Consider the following 18,973-nt stretch of genomic DNA (forward strand, 5'->3'; position numbering starts at 1 on the left):
GATCGAGCGCCGCCCGCGCGGGCGGCGCTCGATCTCCCAGACAACAAACCTCTAAAACTGATAATCCACCTGCGCCAACAAGGTCCGGCCCGGCATCGGTTGCAGGAAGGTGTTGGTAGAGCCGGCCAGGCCACTGACGAAATTCAGCTCGTCGGTGACGTTGAGCATGCGCACCGTCACGCCCCATTGCGGCTGGCGGTAGTAAACGGCCAGGTCAAGGTTGTATTCGTCCGGCACTTTCACCGTCTTGCTCAGGTTCAGGTACCAACTGCTGGTCCACCACCCTGACAGCTCCACGCCAAACCCAGAATCGAAGCGGTAGTCGACATAGCCGCCTGCGTTGTATTCAGGGATCTGCACCGCATCGAATTTGCCGGATGGCCGCTGGTTGAGGCTGTTGTTGTCGCCGAATACCGTGCCGTTGTCGGGGATGAACCCGGCCGAGGCGAACCCGGCCTGGCTGGTGAACTCGTTGTAAGCGCTGATGCGGCTGAGGTTAAGGCCACCCCGCAGGTTCTGGTCCTGGTAGCGCAGCGTTGCCTCCCACCCTTTGACGATCAACCGGGCGATGTTGTTGTTGCTGTCCGGCGACTGGTCGCGGGCCTGCTTGTAGGCAGCCAGGGTGAGGAACAGCTGGTCGGGCACTGCCTCCACTTTCAAACCCACCTCATGCAACACGCTCAGGCTCTCGAAGGCCAGCGGGTTGAGCTGGTTGGCCCCGGTGCCGCTGCCCCAGCCCAGGCCGTTGGTGAAGAAGCCGGTGTTCACCGCCAGCGAGCGGTCGAAGGTGTAGTACAGCGTGCTGTTTTCCGTGGGTTTGACATAGGGGCTGACCTGCACCGAGAACAGCCGGTAGTTGTCCGAGTCCTTGCGTGGGTTGCCGCCTGGCAGCACGAAGGGGTTTTCGATACGGGCATCGATCCAGCTGCGGCTGGCGCCCACGTTCAGGCCCACGCGCTCGCCCAGCCGCAGGTTGTGCTGGCTGAACAGGGTCTTGGTGGTCCAGGTGCTGTCGGCGGTGTACGGCGCCACCGACTCGGCATACAGGCCATGCCCGGCCGGGTACATGGCCGGCAGGTTGAGCCAGCCGTAGTAGCTGGAGAACTGCGGCACGCCGGCTTGGCCGATCCACGCAGCGTTGCCGCCTGCGGGGTTGCGGCCGGTGAGCCCGAGCAGGTCACCGGGGTTTTTCAAGGTGGGGTCTAGGGTCAGGTCATAGGCGTTGATGGTGCTGCCAAAGCTGTTGTTGGCGGCGATCGACTCGTTGCGCTCGCGGCGATAGATCAGCCCGCTGTTGCTGTCATCGACCAGCGTCAGCTCGCCCAGCTGCCACTGGCCACGGGCGCGGAACTCGAAGCGGTTGTCGAAGATATCGTCCTTGCCTTGCACCTGAAACGCACCCACGGCGTCGGTTGTATCGGTGGAGTGCTGGTAAAAGGTGCTGTTGGCCAGGGTGATCGACGAGGTCAGGTCACCTTCGACGCGCAGTTGCGTGGTAAAGCGCCGTGAGCGGTTTTCGTCCTGTGCACGCTGGCCGGTTTGTGACGACAACGAGGTCAGGCCATTGCCTGTCAGCGACGGGTCGTAGACCCAGCCGCGCAGGCTGCCGGGGTTGGCCTGGGTATTGGGCGAGGCGCCCTGAAAGCTGCCGTCCACCACTGAGTACTGGCCCTGGGCATTGCGCTGGCGTTGCACCCACCCGAGCACCTGAGCGTCGGCTGCGCCCGAGGACAGCACCGGCGACCACAGGGTATTGCCGTTCTGGATGATCGGCGTGGCACGGCCGGCGTAGTACTTGCCGTGGTCGACCAAGTCCTGGGTGGCGCGGTTCCAGCCGTGGGTGATGTTGTAGTCGTAGTAGTCGTCATAGGCGGCATTCCAGTCCACCCGCACGTTGTCGTTGCGCCAGGCCAACGCGCCGTAGAAGGCGTCGAAGTTGTTCTCGACGTTGTCGTAGAAGTCCTCCTGGCGCTGGCGGGTGATGCTGACCCGGTAGGCCAGGTTGTCCGTGAGCGGGCCGGTGTGGTCGATGCTGAACTTGGTGGCATCGCGTGATTCGCCATCGGGGATCCAGCTGCCGATTTCGCCGCTGAGCTTGGTGCGGAATCGGTTGAAGTCGGGTTTCTTGCTCAGGTAGTTGACGTAGCCGCCACTGCCGCTGACCGATCCATAGGTCACCGACGATGGCCCGGCGACGATATCGGCGCCTTCGTAGGCGTTGAAGTTGGCGGGGTGGCGAACCCCGTAGGCGCGCTGGCCGTCCTGAAACACCTCGGTGTTCTGCCCGCGCATTTGCGGGGCGATCCCGGCGTTCTGGCCACCCCCTCGGGTGATGCCGGGGGCGTATTTGACCAGGTCGTCGGAACTGCGGATGGGGTCGTTGGCCAACTGTTCGGCGTTGATCTGGGTGACCGAGCGCGGGGTGTCGAGCACCTTGGCTTCCAGGCCGCCATAGATCGAGGCGGGCGGGCGAGTGGGCAGTGCGTCGTCGTCGGTCTGCTCGGCCTGCACGGTGACGGTTTGCAGCAGGGTATCTTCGGCGTGGGCCAATGACGTGCTGGTGGCCAGGATGGCCAGCGCCAGGGCGCTGGGCTGGAATTTTGGGTGGAGCAAGGTAACGCGGGGCATTGGCTGGGCCTCGTCCGATAGTAGGAATAGGGGAAAAACGAGGGCGCAGCCGCGCCTGCGGTTATAGGTTGATGCGGGGCGCTGACGCGGTTCCTGTGGGAGCGGGCATGCCCGCGAAGAATCCACCGCGGTGCATGGCCAGGGCTTTGCCCTGGTTCGCGGGCGCGCCCGCTCCCACAGAGAACGATGCCGGCCCAGAGATCAGGTTTTGAGCCACAAACGCTCGAATCGCCAGGTACTGAACAGCGACTGCTCCGCCTGCGCGCCACCCACGCGGGTGCTGACGCTGTCGAGCAGGTCGGCAAAGCCCCAGATCAGCATGCCGCCGCGCGCGTACTGGATGCGTTGCGCCCGGTGCACCAGCGCCTTGCGCTTTTCCAGGTCCGGTTGGGCCATGGCGGCGAGAAAGGCCTGGCTGAATTCGGGGTCGTTGAAGTGGGTCTTGTTGGCCACGGCAAACGGCGCGTCGGTATGAATCGCGCTGGCCAGGAACGGCGCGCCGATGCTGCCACCGGTGCTCAGGGTCCAGTCATCCCGTTGCGGACCCTGGAAGGTGGCCAGGTCAACCTGGCGCACGTTGATCGTCACGCCAATGCGCCGGGCCTGCTCGGCCAGCACCAGTGCCGAAGCCAGCCCCGGCCCGGCTGTGGTCACCAGCTCCACCTGCAACTGCTCATGGCCGGCTTCACGCAGCAACTGCGCTGCGCGCTGCGGGTCATAGGGGCGTGGGCCAATGCTGTGGTCGAAGGTGGGGTCGAAGGGTGCATACAGGTCATTGGCCACACGGCCCTGACCATTCAGCGCACGGCGCACCAGCTCGTCACGGTCGGCCAGCAGGCGGAATGCCTCGCGTACTCGCGGGTCGTTGAACGGCGCCTTGGCGGTGTTCATGTCGAACGACAGCCAGTTGCCGCTCACCGACTTCAGCAGGCGCAACCGTGGGTCGGCCTGCAGCACCTGCAGGTGCTCGGTGGACATCACGTTGGCCATGTCGATCTGCCCGGCCCGCAGTGCCGCCAGGCGGCCGGTCTGGTCCTTGAAGTCGATGATCTCCAGTTCATCGGCGTAGGGCTTGCCGGGTTTGTAGTAGTTGTCGAAGCGGGTGAACAGCGAGCGCTGGCCCGGGGTGAAGCTTTTCAGTTTGTAAGGCCCGGCGCCGACCGGGTTGGTGACCGGGTGGTAGTCCACCGGCACGATGCCGCCGAAGTTGACCCAGGTCTCCGGCAGCGGCAGGTAGCTGCGGCCGTCGCGAAAGCTCAGGCGTACGGTGCGCTCGTCAAGCTTGACCAGGTTGTCGCGGTCCACCCAGTGCAGCAGCGCCGCATAGGGCGAGGCCAGCTGCGGGTCGGTGAGGCGGCGGATGGAAAAAATCAGGTCCTCGGCGTCGATGGTCTTGCCATGGTGGAACTCCAGCCCGGGCTTGAGGCGCAGGGTCCAGCTGCTGGCATCGGCGTTGGGCTCGGCGAACTCGGCCAGGGCCAGGCGCGGCTGCATCTGCTCGTCCCATTCCCACAGCTTGCTGTACAGCGCAAAGCCACGCACGATGCCGCTGCCGATGGGCTTGTGGGCGTCGAGGTTGCCGCTTTGGTTGCCGTCGATGATGCCTAAACGCAGGCGCCCGCCATGGCGCGGCTGGTCGGCTACGGCATGGCTTGGGCTGTCGGCGGGGCCGCAGCCGGCCAGCAAACCACCGGCCAGCACGCCAGCGTGGCCAAGGAAGCTGCGCCGGCTCAATGGGTAACCGTCCCTGGCCATGGCGTCAGGCTCCGTTGCTGGCGTGCAGCTGCACGGGTTCGGTTGCCGGGCGGGCAAGGGCTGCGCGCTGCGCACGGAAGTGCGGCAGGATGTGCTCGCCGATGCGGTAGGCCTCTTCCAGGTGCGGGTAGCCGGCCAGGAAGAACAGGTCGATGCCGATGCCGTGGTACTCGTGGATGCGCGCTACCACGTTGGCGTAGCTGCCTACCAGCGCGCAGCCCGGCGGGATACCGATGTAGCCGAAGCCGGTCCACACATTGGGGTGGATGAAGAAGTCGTCGAAGGCCTGTTGCTCGTCCTTGTCGTTGTAGCCATGTTCGTAGCTCAGCTTGCGTGCCGTGCGCAGGCCTGCGTGGGCCGCGCGGGCCTTGACCGTGCCTTTGGCCAAGCCTTCGTCGAAGAAGCGTTTGGCTTCGGCCAGCGCTGCCGCTTCAGTGTCGCGGGTGATCACGTCAATGGACAGGCCAAAACGGATATCGGTGCGCCCCCACTTCAACGCGCGGGCGCGAATGTCGTCGATCAGCGCAGCGATCTCGTCCGGGTGCTCGGCGCGCATCAGGTAGAAGTCGGCGTGCTTGGCGGCAAATTCCCGCGCTGCCACCGACGAGCCGGCCGTGCAGATCAGCGGCAGTTCGGCCTTTTTCAATGGGCCGCGAAGGCCGCCGCCTTCGGCACGGTAATAGGTGCCTTCGTAGTGGAACTGCTCGTTGTGCCAATAGCCGCGCACCACGTCCATGAATTCGGTGGCGCGAGCGTAGCGTTCGTCATGGCCCTCGAAGTCGCCGACCTGACGCTGGATGGCATCCGAGCCGCCGTTGATGATGTTCCACACCAGGCGGTTGCCGGTAGCGCGCTGGTAGGTCGCGGCCTGCTGCACGGCCACCCACGGGGTGTAGTGGTAGGGCTGGAACGCGGTGACGAACTTCAGCGTGCGCGTTTCCCGGGCCAGCAGTGAGCACACCGTCCACGGTTCTTCTCCGGTCGGCGCGTTGACCATCAGCGCGCCGCCGAAGCCGTTGATTTCCGCCGCGCGGGCGATCTGGCCGAGGTAGTCGATATAGGTGAAGTGATCACCTACGGCAAACCCCGACACCGCCCCGGTACTCGCCCCGCCCGCATGCCAGTCGCCGCGGTTGCGCGGGTCGCCGGGCAGGAACTGGGTTTCGCCGTGCAAGGGCAGGCGGGTGAAGAATTCGATGCTCATGGGGCGGCCTCCTTACTGGACGCTTGGGCTGCAATTGGGGGTGACTGGCTGGCCGCTGATGACCTGGCGGGCGAAGGGGATCGAGTCCTTCAGCGAGGCATTCACCGTTTCGCTGTGGCCCAGGCCCTTGTACAAGTGGCCCTGCACCACAGAGCCGGCCTTGCAGGCGTCCTGCATCAGCGCTACCTGGGTAGCGGCGGCGGGGGTCTTGTCCTCGGCACCGGTGCCGATGAAGATCGGCTGGGCCAGTTTCAGGGTCGGGTACGACACCTGTGCCAGCCATGGTTTGAGCTTGTCGCCCTTGTAGTCTTTCTTGGCATTGGCCGGGGTCAGGCCGGTGCCGACCACATCACTGACCAGCGATGACAGGCAGCTGGTACGTGCCTGCTCGAACAGCGGCAGGGCCTTGTCGGTATAGAAGTCGCGCGGGTCGATGCTCGGGTCATACTGTTGCGCAGCCAGCAGGGTGTAGAAGCCGTAAGCCAATGCCGGGTCGACTTTGTCCTGGTCCTGCTCGCCAACGTTTTTCGGGCCCACGGTATAGATCACGCCAGTGCCGATACTGCCCTTGACCCCTAGCTTGGGCGCATAAGTGGCCGCGTAGGCGCCAGCGGCAAACGCTCCGGCACCGCCCTGGGACTGGCCGATGATCAGCACCTTGTCGGCCAGCCCCGGTACGCCGGCCACCACAGCCTTGGCCGCATCGAGAATGCCGTAGGCGGCCATGCGGTTGTTCAGCAACGGGTGGCCGCCGGGGACGCCCAGGCCTTGGTAGTCGGTGGCAACGATGGCGTAGCCCTCTTCGAGCCAACGGTTGAGGTATTGCACGTCGCGGTAGCTGCGCCCGGCCCAGGATGGCGCGCAGATGTCGGCCACGCCGACCGTGCCATGGCCCCAGCTGGCAACCGGCCAACCGCCTGCCGGTGCCTTGCCTTTCGGGATGAACAGCGCGCCGGAAACCACAACCGGGGTCTTGCCGTCGATACCGTCCAGCGAGGTGTAGAGGATGCGTTGCGCACTGGCCGCACTGGGCAAGCTCAGGGCTTGTTCCAGCGGTTCGCTGCGCAGCAGTTTGCCGGGCGTGGCGGGGATGATCTTGGTCCAGGTGTAGAAGGCCGACACGCGGCCATCGCCCTGTTGCGGGTCGGGCTTGGGTGCGTAGGTTTCGGCGGCCACCGCACTCACGGACAGGGCCAGGGCGCTGAGGGCGAAGATGAGGGAAGCAGGCAGTTTCATGAGTCAGGGTCTCAAGGTTGATGGCTGAGTTGAGCGTTTGAGGACGGCCAGTCGTTGGCGGCTTGCTTGGTCGCCCAGAGGATGTGCACCCCGCGTTCGCCTATTAGGGCGCCGGTTTCGTTGAGCAGCACGGCGGCATCCACTTTGCCGGCTGACATGGCAGCGGCGCCAAGCTGAGGGCATGACGCGAGGGATTGTTCATGTGCAGCTCCAGGCAAAGGTTCCTCAGGCCTGGAGCGAAATGCATGCCAGCCAGTTGAAAATGGCCTGCAGGGCTTGATTGGCGGGGCTTTCGGGGAGGGATTGCCTGTCGGTGAAGGGCTTGGCCTGCTGATCGGCGGGCAGGAGAGTGCTGGCGGGTTGCTGCTGCAGCAGCAGTCGGCCGCTGGAAAATCGAATATTCCTTATTCGTATATGTAAATATTAATTAATAATTTTTTGATCTAATTTGTTTCATGCACTATGGGCCTGCGCGTCAACTGCCAGGAATGCCCCATGTCGCTGATCACCCACCCCAATGCCCGCGAGCTGACCAAGTCGGTACGTGCCACCGTGCTCGTGTTCAAGGACCCGCGCTCCCAGGAACTGCTCAGCCGTATCGAGCGCCTGGCGCCCAGCGAGGCCAATACCCTGATCATCGGCGAAACCGGCACCGGCAAGGAGCTGGTCGCCCGCCATATCCATCACCTCAGCCGCCGTGGGCGTGAGCCATTCGTGGCGGTGAACTGCGGTGCTTTTGCCGAAACCCTGGTGGAGAGCGAACTGTTCGGCCATGAGAAGGGCGCGTTCACCGGCGCCACCAGCAACAAGGCCGGCTGGTTCGAGGCGGCCAATGGCGGCACGTTGTTTCTCGACGAAATCGGTGACCTGCCATTGAACATGCAGGTGAAGTTGCTGCGGGTGCTGCAGGAGCGTGAAGTGGTGCGCCTGGGCTCACGCACGCCAATCCCGATCAACGTGCGGCTGGTGGCGGCAACCAACGTCAACCTGGCCGATGCGGTGGTGGCGGGGCATTTTCGCGAGGACCTGTTCTACCGCCTGCACGTCGCGACAATCCGGCTGCCGCCGCTGCGCGAGCGGCCGGGGGACATCCTGCCGTTGGCGGAGTTTTTCATCGAAGAGCATTGCCGACGGTTGGGTTACGAGCGCGCCTCGCTGAGTCCGGAGGCCGAGCGCAAACTGCTGGCGCATAGCTGGCCGGGCAACATTCGCGAGCTGGAGAACGCCATTCACCATGCGTTGCTGGTGTGTCGCTATCAGGTGGTGGCGCCGGCGGACCTGCACTTGGTGGACATGAGGCCGACGAGCCCGGCTGCAATCCAAAGCCATGTTCCGGTGGCACTTGCGCCGCCACCGGACCTGGAGAGTGCGTTGCTGGCATTGTTCGAGCAGAATGTCCCGAACCTGTACGAACACATAGAGGAGACGGTGTTTCGTGCCGCGTATCGGTACTGCCATGGGAACCAGCTGCAGACCGGCAGGCTGTTGAACATCAGTCGCAACATTGTCAGGGCGCGCCTGGAAAAGATCGGGGAGCTGACAAAAGCGTGAAAGCTGTTCAGTCTGTAGGTATCGAGTCGGAAAGATGAACGTAGCAATCTATCTGGTGGGCCGCCTTTACATCAGCTTGAGGGGAAGGCCCCGCTTGCTTGGCAATCACTTTCAGGCCCAGACCCTCACTGATGAAGTCACCAACCGAGTAGGTATTGAGCAGATAGCTGTACTCGGTGCGGTTGAGTGAAGCTGGCTTATGGGTTGTCCTGAATTTAATGGAGGAACGCACAGTCCAGTCGTCTGGGGCCGTCCTGTAATTCAGGGTGATGGTCGAGGCTGAAGGGATGTCGCTCATCGCAATTTTGCTGTAGCTGGCGACAACCGTTTTACTTGCCCTCTCGCCACTTCCCTCTGCTGGTAAATTAAGACCCTGGCTTGGTCCGGTACCGTTGTTCTCTTGCCAGAACATGATGACACCGCTCTGTTTTGGGGTGTTGTCGTTTCCCATGATGCGCACCTCGCGTTAAAGATTATGTGCCCTTAGGACCTGTCACCGCCTGTCTCGGCGTAGAGTCGTTGTATGGGCTTGAATCTAAAGCAGCCCAGGCGCTTGCGCACAATTGACAGGTCGGGCCACATTGCAGCCCGACCATCGCCCGCTTACTTGATAAAGCGCACCTGGCTGTTGATCTTCTCGATCACGGCCCCCTTGCGTTCGTTGAAGCGTGCCTTGTTCTGTTCGAACAGGTTGTTGCCCTTGGTATCGATCGAAATGATCAGCGGCCCGAACTCACGCACGCGGTTCACCCACAGCGTTTCCGGCATGCCCAGGTCCTGCCATTCTGCCCGCTCGATCTCTTCCACCTGAGTGGCTGCCAACACTGCGCAGCCGCCTGGAAACACCGCATGTACGGCCTTGTTCTCCAGACACCCGGTGGTGGTCTCCGGGCCCATACCGCCCTTGCCGACAATCAGCTTGACGCCGGTCTGCTCGATGAACTGCTTCTCGAACTTTTCCATGCGCATGCTGGTGGTCGGGCCAATGGACACCATCTCGAAGCTGCCATCGTCTTTCTTCCTGACAATGGGACCGGCGTGGAAAATGGCGCCGCCACGCAAGTCAACCGGAAGCTCGCGACCCAGCTCGATGAGACGCCGGTGTGCCACGTCACGGCAGGTCACCAGTTGGCCGGTGAGGTAGACCACATCGCCCACGTTGAGGCTGGCCAGGTCTTCGTCGCTGATCGGGGTGCTGAGGATCTTTTTCACAGTACTACCCCTTCGTGGGAGAGGATGTCGTAGGTCAGGTCGGCGTTGATGCGGATCTTGCCGCGTCGGTGGGCCCAGCAACCGGTGGACACAGCCACGCCGATGGTGGAGGGGTGACGGGCCGAGGACTCGATGTTCACGCCCATCACGCTGCTGTTACCGGTCAGGCCTTGCGGGCCGATGCCGATTTCGTTCAGGCCGTCTTCCAGCAGCTTTTCCATCATGGCCGCGCTTTCGTTGGGGTGGCAGGAATCCACTTCACGCAGAATGGCTTTCTTCGACAGGCGTGCTGCTGTTTCTACCGAGGTTGAAACCCCAACCCCCACCAGCAACGGCGGGCAGGCATTGACCCCGCGTGAGGTGATCACATCGAAGACGAACTCGGTCACCCCTTCATAGCCTTGACCCGGCATCAGCACCTTGGCCGAACCTGGCAAGGTGCAGCCGCCACCTGCCATGTACACATCGACGATGCAGTGATCGGCATCGGGGATGATTTCCCAGTCCAGCCACGGGATTTTCGAGCCGGTATTGGTGCCGGTGTTTTTCTCGATGAACGTTTCCACTGCGTTGTGGCGCAGCGGCCCCTGGATGGTGGCTTCCTTGGTGGCGTTCTCAAGGATGCCTTCCATCTCACCCAGCAGCGGGAAGCGTGCGCCGGCCGAGACGAAGTACTGGATCACGCCGGTGTCCTGGCAGCTGGGGCGGTTGAGTTTGTCGGCGTATTCCTGGTTGTCGGCCATCGAGTCGTACACGGCAATGGCCAGCGGGTTGGTTTCGGCAGCACGTAACTTGGCGGTCTTTTCCTTGACGTCTTTGGGCAGGCGCTTGCCGATATAGGCGGTGAACTTGGCCATCACGTCGGTAAGCGATGACACGGCGGTTTCTTTGTCCATGATTATTTCCTCACTGCATCACAAGGCGGATTCGTTCTTGCTGTTATCGAAAGGTCAGGGTATGGGTGTGTCGGCCTCCATGCGTGCAAGGGCAGGGTGCGGCGTAGCGGCTTGCGGTTCTGCCGGCAGCTGGCCGTCCAGGGCCTGCGCCATGCGCTGCTTGTCCAGCGCGCCCACCCAGTGGGCGATGGCCACCGTGCCGACGGCGTTGCCGATGGTGTTGGTGATGGCGCGGGCCTCGGACATGAAGCGGTCCACGCCCAACAGCAGCACCATGCCGGCCACGGGGATGTTGTCCATGGTCGCCAGTGTGGCGGCCAGGGTGATGAAGCCCGAACCGGTCACACCTGCCGAGCCTTTGGAGGTGAGCAGCAGCACGCCCAGCACGATCAGTTGGTCCATCAAGGTCAATGGTGTGTTGGTGGCCTGGGCGATGAAGATGGCGGCCATGGTGTAGTAGATGCACTGGCCGTCCGGGTTGAAGGTAAGGCCCGAGGGGATCACCAGGCCGACCACCGGTTTGGACACGCCGACCTTTTCCAGCTTGTTCATCAGTTGCGGCACCACCGACTCGGACGAGCTGGTGCCCAGTACCGTGAACAGCTCTTCCTTCAGGTACTTGAGGAACCTCCACAGGTTGAAACCGCACAGCCGGGCAATGGCGCCGAGCACGATCACCACGAACAGGAAGCAGGTCAGGTACATGGTCGCCATCAGCTTGCCCAGCGAGACGATCGAGCCCAGGCCGTACTTGCCGACGGTGAAGGCCATGGCGCCGCAGGCGGCCAGCGGGGCCACACGCATGATCATGCCGACGATGAAGAACATGCCGTGGGAAAAGGCTTCCAGCACATCCACCATCGGTTTGCCGCGCGGGCCGAGGTGGGAAAGGGCGATGCCGAACAGGGTGCTGAACAGCAGGATCGGCAGGATCTCGTTCTTGGCGAAGGCGTCGGTCACGCTGCCCGGGATCACATGCAGCATGAAGTCGATGAAGCCGCCACTGTTGCCGGCCGCCGCAGCGGTGTAAGTGGAGATGCTCTTGGCGTCGAGGGTGGCAGGGTCGACGTTCATGCCTTGGCCGGGCTGCACGATGTTGACCACCACCAGCCCAAGCACCAGGGCGAAGGTGGACAGCACTTCGAAGTAGATCAGCGCACGTACACCCACGCGGCCGAGTTCCTTCATGTTTTCCATCTTGGCGATGCCCAGCACCACCGTGGCGAAGATGATCGGGGCGAAGACCATCTTGATCAGTTTGATGAAGGCGTCACCGATGGGCTTCAAGTCCGCGCCAACCTGTGGCCAGAACACCCCGATCAGCACCCCGAGGGTTACGCCGATCAATACCTGTACATAAAGCTTGCCGAACAATCGCTTGGCCATTGCCGTCTCCGAATTATTGTTGTGAGTCGGATTTATCTGGCGGCCGGGCTGATCGTGGGGTGCAGGTCACACCTGGCCTTGGCGGCCGAAGAGCCCAGCGTTTTTGTGGTTAATCACGCAGGGCAAAAGGTAATGGTTTTTCAGAAATGCTGTAATACAATGAAATTCAACTCATTGTTTCCCTCAGGTTAATTATGAATCCGGTATCGGAGCTGGCGTTCTTCACCCAACTGATCAGGGTGGGCAGCCTGGCGGGCACCGCGCGCGAACTGAACCTGACCCCGCCAGCCGTCTCCAAGCGCCTGGCGCAACTGGAGCAGCGCCTGGGTGTGCGCTTGCTCAACCGCACCACGCGCAGCATCAGCCTTACCGCCGAAGGCGAGACCTACCTGGTGAATGCCCGGCGGATATTGGGTGAAATCGAGGAAATGGAGCGGCAGGTGTCCAGCAGCCGTGCCGAGCCGAAGGGGCTGTTGCGTGTCAATGCGCCGTTGGGGTTCGGGCGTACCCATGTAGGGCCGGCAGTCTCATCGTTTGCCAAACGTTTCCCGGAGGTGGAGGTGCAACTGCACCTGACCGACCGTCCCATCGCGTTGCCGAACGACGCCATCGATGTGGCCATCCGCTTTGGTGAACTGCCCGACTCACGCCTGATCGCCCGCAAGATCGCTGCCAACCGCCGCAGGTTGTGCGCTGCACCCAGCTATCTGGAAGCTCACGGCACCCCGCAAGCCCCCAAGGACCTGGCCAGCCACAACTGCATCGTGTTGCGCCAGAACGATGCCGCGTTCGGGATCTGGCGGCTCAGCCGTGGGAAGCATGGCGAGTCGGTGAAGGTGCATGGCAGTCTCAGCACCAACGATGGCGAAGTGGCGCTGAACTGGGCGCTGGACGGGCAGGGCATCCTGCTGCGGGCCGAGTGGAACCTGGCCGATCACCTGCGCAGCGGGCGCCTGGTGGAGGTGCTGGGCGATTACCACACGCCGCCTGCGGACATCTATGCGGTGTATCTGGAGCGCTTGAACCTGTCGGCGAAGGTGTCGTGTTTTGTCGAGCATTTGCGGCAGTTCTTCCGACAGGGCGACAGCCAGTCGGCGTGGCAGTAGCGCCGCCGCACGCTGCGCTTTGGCACAGAGAAAAACGGCGCGCTCGCCCGGCACTTCGAAGGTGTTCTGTGCATCGCCAATACGTACCACCAATGTAGCGCACACCCCGGCCGCCGCCCAGTCCGGCCAGTGGCCCGCCTTGCAGGGTGTAGTCGACGCACACCGAGGCCAGGTGGCGCGACACACGTACCGGCGCATTGCCCGCGCACCATCAAGGTGTTGTCGGTCCGGTTGTTGCCGGACACGTGGGTGTGCACGCCAGCGGTGTAGCTCACGGCTTCGGTAATGATCAACACAGCAAGACGTGAGGGGTACGAGGTATACAAGGTTTTATGAATCGAATACGATGCATTTTTAAGGTTTTTCTATTTTTGCACTGTATTCGATGCACTCAAGTATGAATGAATTAGGCAATCTGATAAAAAAACTGCGCAAGGAGGCCGGCCTGTCACAGGCGCAACTTGCCCAGCGGCATGGTATGAGCCGGGCGACCATCTCTGGCATCGAGAACAACACGATTCCCGAAGTCGGGATCCGCAAGGTCGCCGCAATCCTTGAGGGCCTGGGTTACGAGTTGACGGCAACGCCCAAGCGTCGGCGCAAGACCCTTGACGAGTTGAAGGCCGGGGGTATCCATGACCAGTCAGCGTGATCGTTTGTACATTGGCGCCAGCGGTGAGGCTGTCGGAACACTTGGCCGCAGCGAGGATAACCTGCGTGATTCGGTCTTTGTTTACAACGCGGCGGTCACTGAGGAACAGGCTGTTTCCCTGACCATGCCGGTGCGCCTCGAAAGCTACAAGTGGGAGTACGGCATACACCCACTGTTCGAAATGCATATCCCGGAAGGGCACCTCAAAGAGGAATTGATGCGCCGCTTCAGCAAGTCGGTGCGCGGTTTTGACGACTTTGCGCTGCTGGGTATCGTCGGTCCACACCAGCTAGGCCGCATCAGCATTGCCCAGCATGCCAGCGACCAGTCGCTACCGGGCATCAAGCTCGCCAACCTGCTGATTCACGACGGAGCCACAGACCTGTTCAATGACCTCTTGAGCACTTACGCGACCTATTCAGGGGTATCAGGTGTTCAACCCAAGGTGCTGGTGCGTGATACCGATGAAGTTGGAGCCGAAGTTGGCCGGTTCACCCATCGAGGTGCTACGCACTTGGTGAAGGCATTCAATGAAGCAGAGTTCCCGCAGTTGGCCGCCAACGAGTTTTTCTGCATGCGGGCGGCCCTTCACTGTGGCCTTGAGGTACCGGAATTTCAACTGAGCCAGCATGGGCAGTTTCTGGTTGTGAGACGCTTCGACATCGGCAGCGACAGCTACCTCGGGTTTGAAGACATGTGTGTGCTTTCCGGGTGGGGGACGCGCAAGAAGTACGACGGCAGTTACCAAGGCTGCGCGCAACTGATCAAACTTTATGTCACCCCCGGCCGGGTACCGGACGCGCTGGAAAGCTTCTTTACGCTGGTAGCGCTTTGTGCGGGCATTCAGAACGGCGATGCTCACTTGAAGAACTTCGGCCTGCTGTACGAGAACTGTGCGGAAGATGCCGACATCCGGCTTGCACCCGCTTACGATTTGGTGACCACGACGGTGTACAACAGCCACGATATCATGGGGCTGTTGCTGGGTGGCTCCAAGGCCTGGCCCAAACGCAAGATGCTGGTGCAGTTCGGGCGCACCGCCTGCAACCTTACGCAATCGCGCTGCGATGAGTTGCTCAACAGAGTCGAAGTCGGCATCAACCGTGCGATGGCGGAGTTATCAGATTATCGCAACAGCCATTCGGCATTTGAGCGCATAGGGGAGAAGATGGCTGCTGCGTGGGCCCAGGGCATGAACAGAAGTATTGTGGCCTAGGGTTTCCGACCTGGCCACGCGTTATACTCCGCGCCATTTTGCCAATGGCCGGAGTACGCTATGCGCCAGGTTTTGCTCATCGTCGATGTCCAGTCCACCTTTAGCCCGCCCGAGTGGCTGGTCGATGGTTTGCGGCGGTTGTCAGCGAATATCCCTACCATTGCTTCGGTCGAGTTGCATGACGAACAGGTCACACCGTTCGAGCGGCAACTCGGCTGGCACCCGGCGGCTGAGGACGAGAGCCTGGTCGAGGCCGACCAGGTCTTTATCAAGCATGGCTACGGGCAGAGCGTCGAAGCTATCGAGTACATTCGGCAGCTGGGTGTAGAGCGGGTGCTGGTGTGCGGGCTGCAGACCGAAACCTGCGTGCTGGCCGCTGGCTTTGCCCTGTTCGATGCGGGGCTGACGCCTACCCTGGTGACGGACATGACCGTAGGCTCTTCGCTGGACCGTTCTGGCAAGCTGGGCATCGCGTTGTGGCAGCATCACTTCCGTCAAGTCACTACCTCGGTAGAGGTACTGGCCGAACTGGCCGGACAGACCTGACGCATGTAGTCACTTGGCCGTCATCTGGCGCCTCGAGCTCCCGGGCCAGGTCAATGTGCTGGCGATTCCCAAACCTGTGAAGTTGCAGGATGGCAACGTCGACTACAGCGCCCGCTACAGTACGTGGTATCGAAATTGCCCAGCCTCAAGCGGAGGTGGCGCGCTCGGCTGCATCTGCTCCGCGCGCCGGGTTCTGCCTGTTCTTGCGGTTGAATAGAAGGCGCAACAGGGTGTTCCAGCAGTAGGCCACCAGCACCCCGCCGGCCAGTGCCAGGGTTACCTCGAACAGCGGGTGATTGAAAATACGGTCTGCCAGCGACAGGAACTGGAAATGTGTCAGGTAGATATACAAGGTTGACGAGGCAATCACCGCACCTGCCCGTGCCACCAGGGCAGGCACTGGCACCGAGCGCACCCAGATCAGGGCCAGCATCGCCGGCAGCGCGATATCGATATAGCGCGAGAATGCCTGCCAGCCCACGCCGGCAATCGCCATCAGGTCCAGCTCGCCGACCACCAGCACCGCTACCGCGCTGGCCACCCATTTACGCGCGGTAGTGTCGGCATGGTGCACAGCCATGCCCAACACCATGACGGCCAGGAAATGCTGTGGTACCCGGTTGAACAGCGCACCGGCGTCGAACACGAAGCGGCTGACCAGCACATCCACTGCCACCAGCGCACAGGTCGCAATGATCAGGCAGCGGAACGGGTCGGCGAGGACCACCTGGCGCACACGCCGGATCGACAACACCAGGCCGATGATCAGGATCATCTGCACCAGCACTTCGATGTACCAGTAATTGAACACACTGACCTCGCTGGCCGGGAACCAGTTGGAAACCAACAGCAGCGATTGCCAGTGCAGGTGGTCGAATAGCAGCTGGATCAGCGCGGTGTACAGCACCGTTGGCACCACGATGGCTGCCAGCGACCTGAGCAGTGTGCGCGCATCGCCACGTTCTTCGATGGCCTTGAGCTGGAATCGCGCCAGGCTGATGCCGGAAACCAGGAACAGCACCGACGTTTCGCCCACGATCAGCCAGTGGTCGAACGCGCTCAGGTGGCCGACCACGATCAGGATGATGGCGAGCATGCGCACGAACACCGGCATTTCCATCACCCGCCAAGGGCCCTTGGGCGGTGCGCTCAGCTCGGCCAGCTGGTTCACCGGCAGGGTTTCCCAACGTTCAGGGAGGTGACCGATCAGCTCCTCCAGCACGCGTGAAGCCTGCACGAACGACAGTGAATCGCCGCCCAGTTCGACGAAACTCAACCTGGCGTCCAGGCGTGGCACCTGGAGGATGCGCGCCCAGGCGGTGCTCAGCTTTTCCGCCAGTGGGGACAGGAGCACGTTGGCACTGTCGTCAAAGGGCGCAGGCAGTGCACGTTTGTCGAGCTTGCCGTTTGGGGTGAGCGGCAGGGCATCGAGGAACACGAAAAGCGCCGGCACCATGTAGTCTGGCAGTTGGCCCCTGAGCGCCTGGCGCAGTTCATCGGCGATGGTGGGCTTGCGGCTGACGCAATAGGCAACCAGCCGGGTCGAGGCGCTGTCGTGGTTAGCCACGACCACGCATTGCCCGATGTGCGGGTGGCGGGTGATGGCGTTTTCGATTTCCGCCAGCTCGATGCGATGGCCGCGGATTTTCACCTGGCTGTCGCCGCGTCCCAGAAAACGGGCGCTGCCATCGACCAGGTAGGTGCCCAGGTCACCCGTGCGGTAGCAGCGGTCGCTTGGGTCGCCGGTGAACGGGTTGGCGACGAACTTGGCCTCGGTCAGTGCCGGGTCGCCCCAGTAGCCTTGGGACAGGTAGGGGCTGCGGATCAGGATTTCGCCCGTTTCCCCTTCGCTGACCAACTGGTTGGCCGGGTTGACCACCAGCAACTGTGCATTGGCGATGCCCTTGCCCAACGGGACACGCGCATTGTCGGCGTGCGGGTCAAGCGTATGGAAGGCCATTGCTTGTGGTGTTTCGGTGGTGCCATAGAAGTTCACACTGACGGCGTTGGGCGCAATGGCACGCAACTGCTGGTACAGCGCCGGGCTGAGCGCATCGCCGCCCCAGAACAGGTAGCGCAGCCGGTCGAGCACCTGGCCATTCAGGTGTGCGCCGGTTTCGATCAGCTTGCCCAGTGGCGGGGTGAGGTGGATCACGCTCACGTTGTGCTGATGAATCCAGCTGGCCAGCCGGGACGGGTCGGTCAGGGTTGGCTGGGCAGGGCAGGCGATGGTCGCGCCGATCGACAGAGGCGTGAACACGTCGCGGTACACCGGGTCGTGGCCCAGGCCGGAAAGCAGGGAGAAGGTGTCGGCCTGGCTGAAGCCATGCTGGCTTACATGCCAGTCGATGAAGTGCACCAGCGGCGCGTGGTGGGTGACGATGCCCTTGGGTTCACCGGTGCTGCCCGAGGTGAAGGTGATGTAGGCGGGGTGTTCGGGGGTTACGGCGGGCAGCGCCACAGGCAGGTTGGGGAAGGCTTGCAGTGCGTCAGCGGGGGCTTGCGGCACCGTAACGACAAGCGGGCAGTCGGTGTCGACAGTTGCCTCGTCACAGCGCAGGACCACGGCCGGCCCCAATGTGCGGACGATCTGCGCAATGCGCGCAGGCGGGTAGGCGGCGTCGGCCACGGTAAAGGCCAGGCCTGCGCGCAGGCAGCCGAGCATGGCGTAGACCAGGGCGGCGCAGCGGCTGGCGACGATGACCACACGATCGGTGCCGCTGGCAGCGTTTTCTACCAGATAGGCGGCAATGCCCTGACTGATCTGCGCGAGCTGGGCATAGCTGCAGATGGTGTGCTGGGCATGAATGGCGATGGCATCCGGGCAGCGACCGGCCTGTTCGAGGAAGGCGTGGTGAATGGGCTGCTCGGCACGGTACTCCAGGCACAGCGTCGGGTTCGGGCGCAGGTCCGGCATGATGGGTAAGGGCTCCGCATGAACGTTGGGGCTGGCTGGTAGCACAACGCTAGTGCACGGTGGCCGGTGGCGCCAATCCGAGTGGCTGCTGCGCGATAGCCGGGTGCGCACCCTGTAGGAGCGGGTTCACCCACGAACACCGACGAAGCCGGAGCCATGCCCGCGCTGTGTTTTTGATCGCCCAAAAGCTCAATCCCAGACGTTTCCTACAAGGAATTAGGACGCCCCATGAACCTCCGGCAAGCGATTCCTCGTTAGTGTTCAGGGACCATCACGGTCCCTTTCATTGCGAGGTCGTTTTTGACAATCAGCCAGCGAATTGCCATTGCGACAGCCGAAGCCGGGCTCCCTTCCGACCAGTGCATGGCCTGTGAACGCCAAGGCCTGCCGATCCTGCCCCTGCGCCGCGCCCTGGTGCCGGACACACGCCCGCAGGGCCTCAGCACCGTGGCCGGCAGCCTGCATGTCTCGGCGAAGCTAGGGGTGCGCACCTTGCGCATGGGCTACCTGTACGTGCTGCTCGACCAGCAGGTCTGGCATGCCTACGAAGTGAGCGAGCAGGGCCACCTGCGCCGCTTCAACCCCTACGAGCCGTCGGAGGGCCTCCCCGCATCACTGCCCGAAAAATGCGTGAATGAAAACCACGACATTCCTTCGTCCTTCCTCAA

General features: G+C 62.6%; 15 protein-coding genes and 1 pseudogene. 6 read left to right on the forward strand and 10 right to left on the reverse strand.

What is annotated here, in order from left to right; translation table 11 throughout:
• Positions 1-51 precede the first annotated feature (51 nt).
• The 5 genes and pseudogenes from B9A31_RS24790 to B9A31_RS27220 all read right to left on the reverse strand — a co-directional run.
• Positions 52-2,628, reverse strand: coding sequence for a TonB-dependent receptor plug domain-containing protein (locus B9A31_RS24790; RefSeq protein WP_019097981.1), 2,577 nt, complete (start codon positions 2,626-2,628; stop codon positions 52-54).
• A 201-nt stretch (positions 2,629-2,829) separates the two neighbouring features.
• Positions 2,830-4,383, reverse strand: a complete 1,554-nt coding sequence (locus B9A31_RS24795) for an ABC transporter substrate-binding protein (protein WP_084297486.1) — start codon at positions 4,381-4,383, stop codon at positions 2,830-2,832.
• Positions 4,384-4,387: 4 nt separating this feature from the next.
• A complete protein-coding gene (locus B9A31_RS24800) occupies positions 4,388-5,587 on the reverse strand; it encodes an LLM class flavin-dependent oxidoreductase (protein ID WP_084297487.1) in 1,200 nt (399 codons plus the stop codon).
• 12 nt (positions 5,588-5,599) lie between these two features.
• Positions 5,600-6,823: a lipase family protein gene (locus B9A31_RS24805; RefSeq protein WP_019097984.1), complete on the reverse strand. Its 1,224-nt coding sequence runs from the start codon at positions 6,821-6,823 to the stop codon at positions 5,600-5,602.
• A 47-nt stretch (positions 6,824-6,870) separates the two neighbouring features.
• Positions 6,871-7,002, reverse strand: a pseudogene (locus tag B9A31_RS27220) (nitrate ABC transporter substrate-binding protein); the annotation flags it as partial.
• A 316-nt stretch (positions 7,003-7,318) separates the two neighbouring features.
• Here B9A31_RS27220 and B9A31_RS24810 point away from each other — a divergent pair.
• On the forward strand, positions 7,319-8,374 hold the full coding sequence (locus B9A31_RS24810) for a sigma-54 interaction domain-containing protein (RefSeq protein ID WP_019097986.1): 1,056 nt from the start codon (positions 7,319-7,321) through the stop codon (positions 8,372-8,374).
• Between the two features lie 7 nt (positions 8,375-8,381).
• On the opposite strand, the gene B9A31_RS24815 is transcribed toward B9A31_RS24810, so the two are convergent.
• The 4 genes from B9A31_RS24815 to B9A31_RS24830 form a co-directional block, all read right to left on the reverse strand.
• Positions 8,382-8,825 carry a hypothetical protein gene (locus B9A31_RS24815; RefSeq protein ID WP_025754349.1) on the reverse strand — a complete coding sequence of 148 codons (444 nt, stop codon included), beginning with the start codon at positions 8,823-8,825 and terminating at the stop codon, positions 8,382-8,384.
• 152 nt (positions 8,826-8,977) lie between these two features.
• Positions 8,978-9,586 (reverse strand): L(+)-tartrate dehydratase subunit beta, encoded by a 609-nt coding sequence (gene ttdB, locus B9A31_RS24820; protein ID WP_019097988.1) that lies wholly within the window; start codon positions 9,584-9,586, stop codon positions 8,978-8,980.
• Entirely contained in the window at positions 9,583-10,482 is a 900-nt protein-coding gene (gene ttdA, locus B9A31_RS24825; RefSeq protein WP_025754348.1) for a L(+)-tartrate dehydratase subunit alpha, read from the reverse strand. Before ttdA ends, ttdB begins: the two co-directional genes overlap by 4 nt.
• A gap of 54 nt (positions 10,483-10,536) precedes the next feature.
• Positions 10,537-11,868: a dicarboxylate/amino acid:cation symporter gene (locus B9A31_RS24830; protein ID WP_019097990.1), complete on the reverse strand. Its 1,332-nt coding sequence runs from the start codon at positions 11,866-11,868 to the stop codon at positions 10,537-10,539.
• A 194-nt stretch (positions 11,869-12,062) separates the two neighbouring features.
• Here B9A31_RS24830 and B9A31_RS24835 point away from each other — a divergent pair, with 194 nt between their 5' ends.
• From B9A31_RS24835 to B9A31_RS24850, 4 genes are all read left to right on the forward strand, one after another.
• Entirely contained in the window at positions 12,063-12,974 is a 912-nt protein-coding gene (locus B9A31_RS24835) for a LysR substrate-binding domain-containing protein (protein WP_019097991.1), read from the forward strand.
• Between the two features lie 397 nt (positions 12,975-13,371).
• Positions 13,372-13,626: a helix-turn-helix transcriptional regulator gene (locus B9A31_RS24840; protein ID WP_019097992.1), complete on the forward strand. Its 255-nt coding sequence runs from the start codon at positions 13,372-13,374 to the stop codon at positions 13,624-13,626.
• Positions 13,610-14,842: a type II toxin-antitoxin system HipA family toxin gene (locus B9A31_RS24845; protein WP_025754347.1), complete on the forward strand. Its 1,233-nt coding sequence runs from the start codon at positions 13,610-13,612 to the stop codon at positions 14,840-14,842. Before B9A31_RS24840 ends, B9A31_RS24845 begins: the two co-directional genes overlap by 17 nt.
• A gap of 60 nt (positions 14,843-14,902) precedes the next feature.
• The gene (locus B9A31_RS24850) at positions 14,903-15,388 is read left to right on the forward strand and encodes an isochorismatase family protein (RefSeq protein WP_019097994.1); all 486 of its coding nucleotides are present in this window, start codon (positions 14,903-14,905) and stop codon (positions 15,386-15,388) included.
• Positions 15,389-15,533: 145 nt separating this feature from the next.
• On the opposite strand, the gene B9A31_RS24860 is transcribed toward B9A31_RS24850, so the two are convergent.
• A complete protein-coding gene (locus B9A31_RS24860; protein WP_025754346.1) occupies positions 15,534-18,305 on the reverse strand; it encodes an amino acid adenylation domain-containing protein in 2,772 nt (923 codons plus the stop codon).
• Between the two features lie 300 nt (positions 18,306-18,605).
• Between B9A31_RS24860 and B9A31_RS24865 the strand changes: the two genes are divergently transcribed.
• Positions 18,606-18,973, forward strand: a 368-nt coding sequence (locus B9A31_RS24865) for a toxin VasX (protein ID WP_371262075.1), incomplete at its 3' end; no start/stop codon positions are given.

Origin of the sequence: Pseudomonas sp. URIL14HWK12:I5 (genome assembly GCF_900176445.1) — a bacterium.
In the GTDB taxonomy this organism is placed as follows: Bacteria; Pseudomonadota; Gammaproteobacteria; order Pseudomonadales; family Pseudomonadaceae; genus Aquipseudomonas; species Aquipseudomonas monteilii.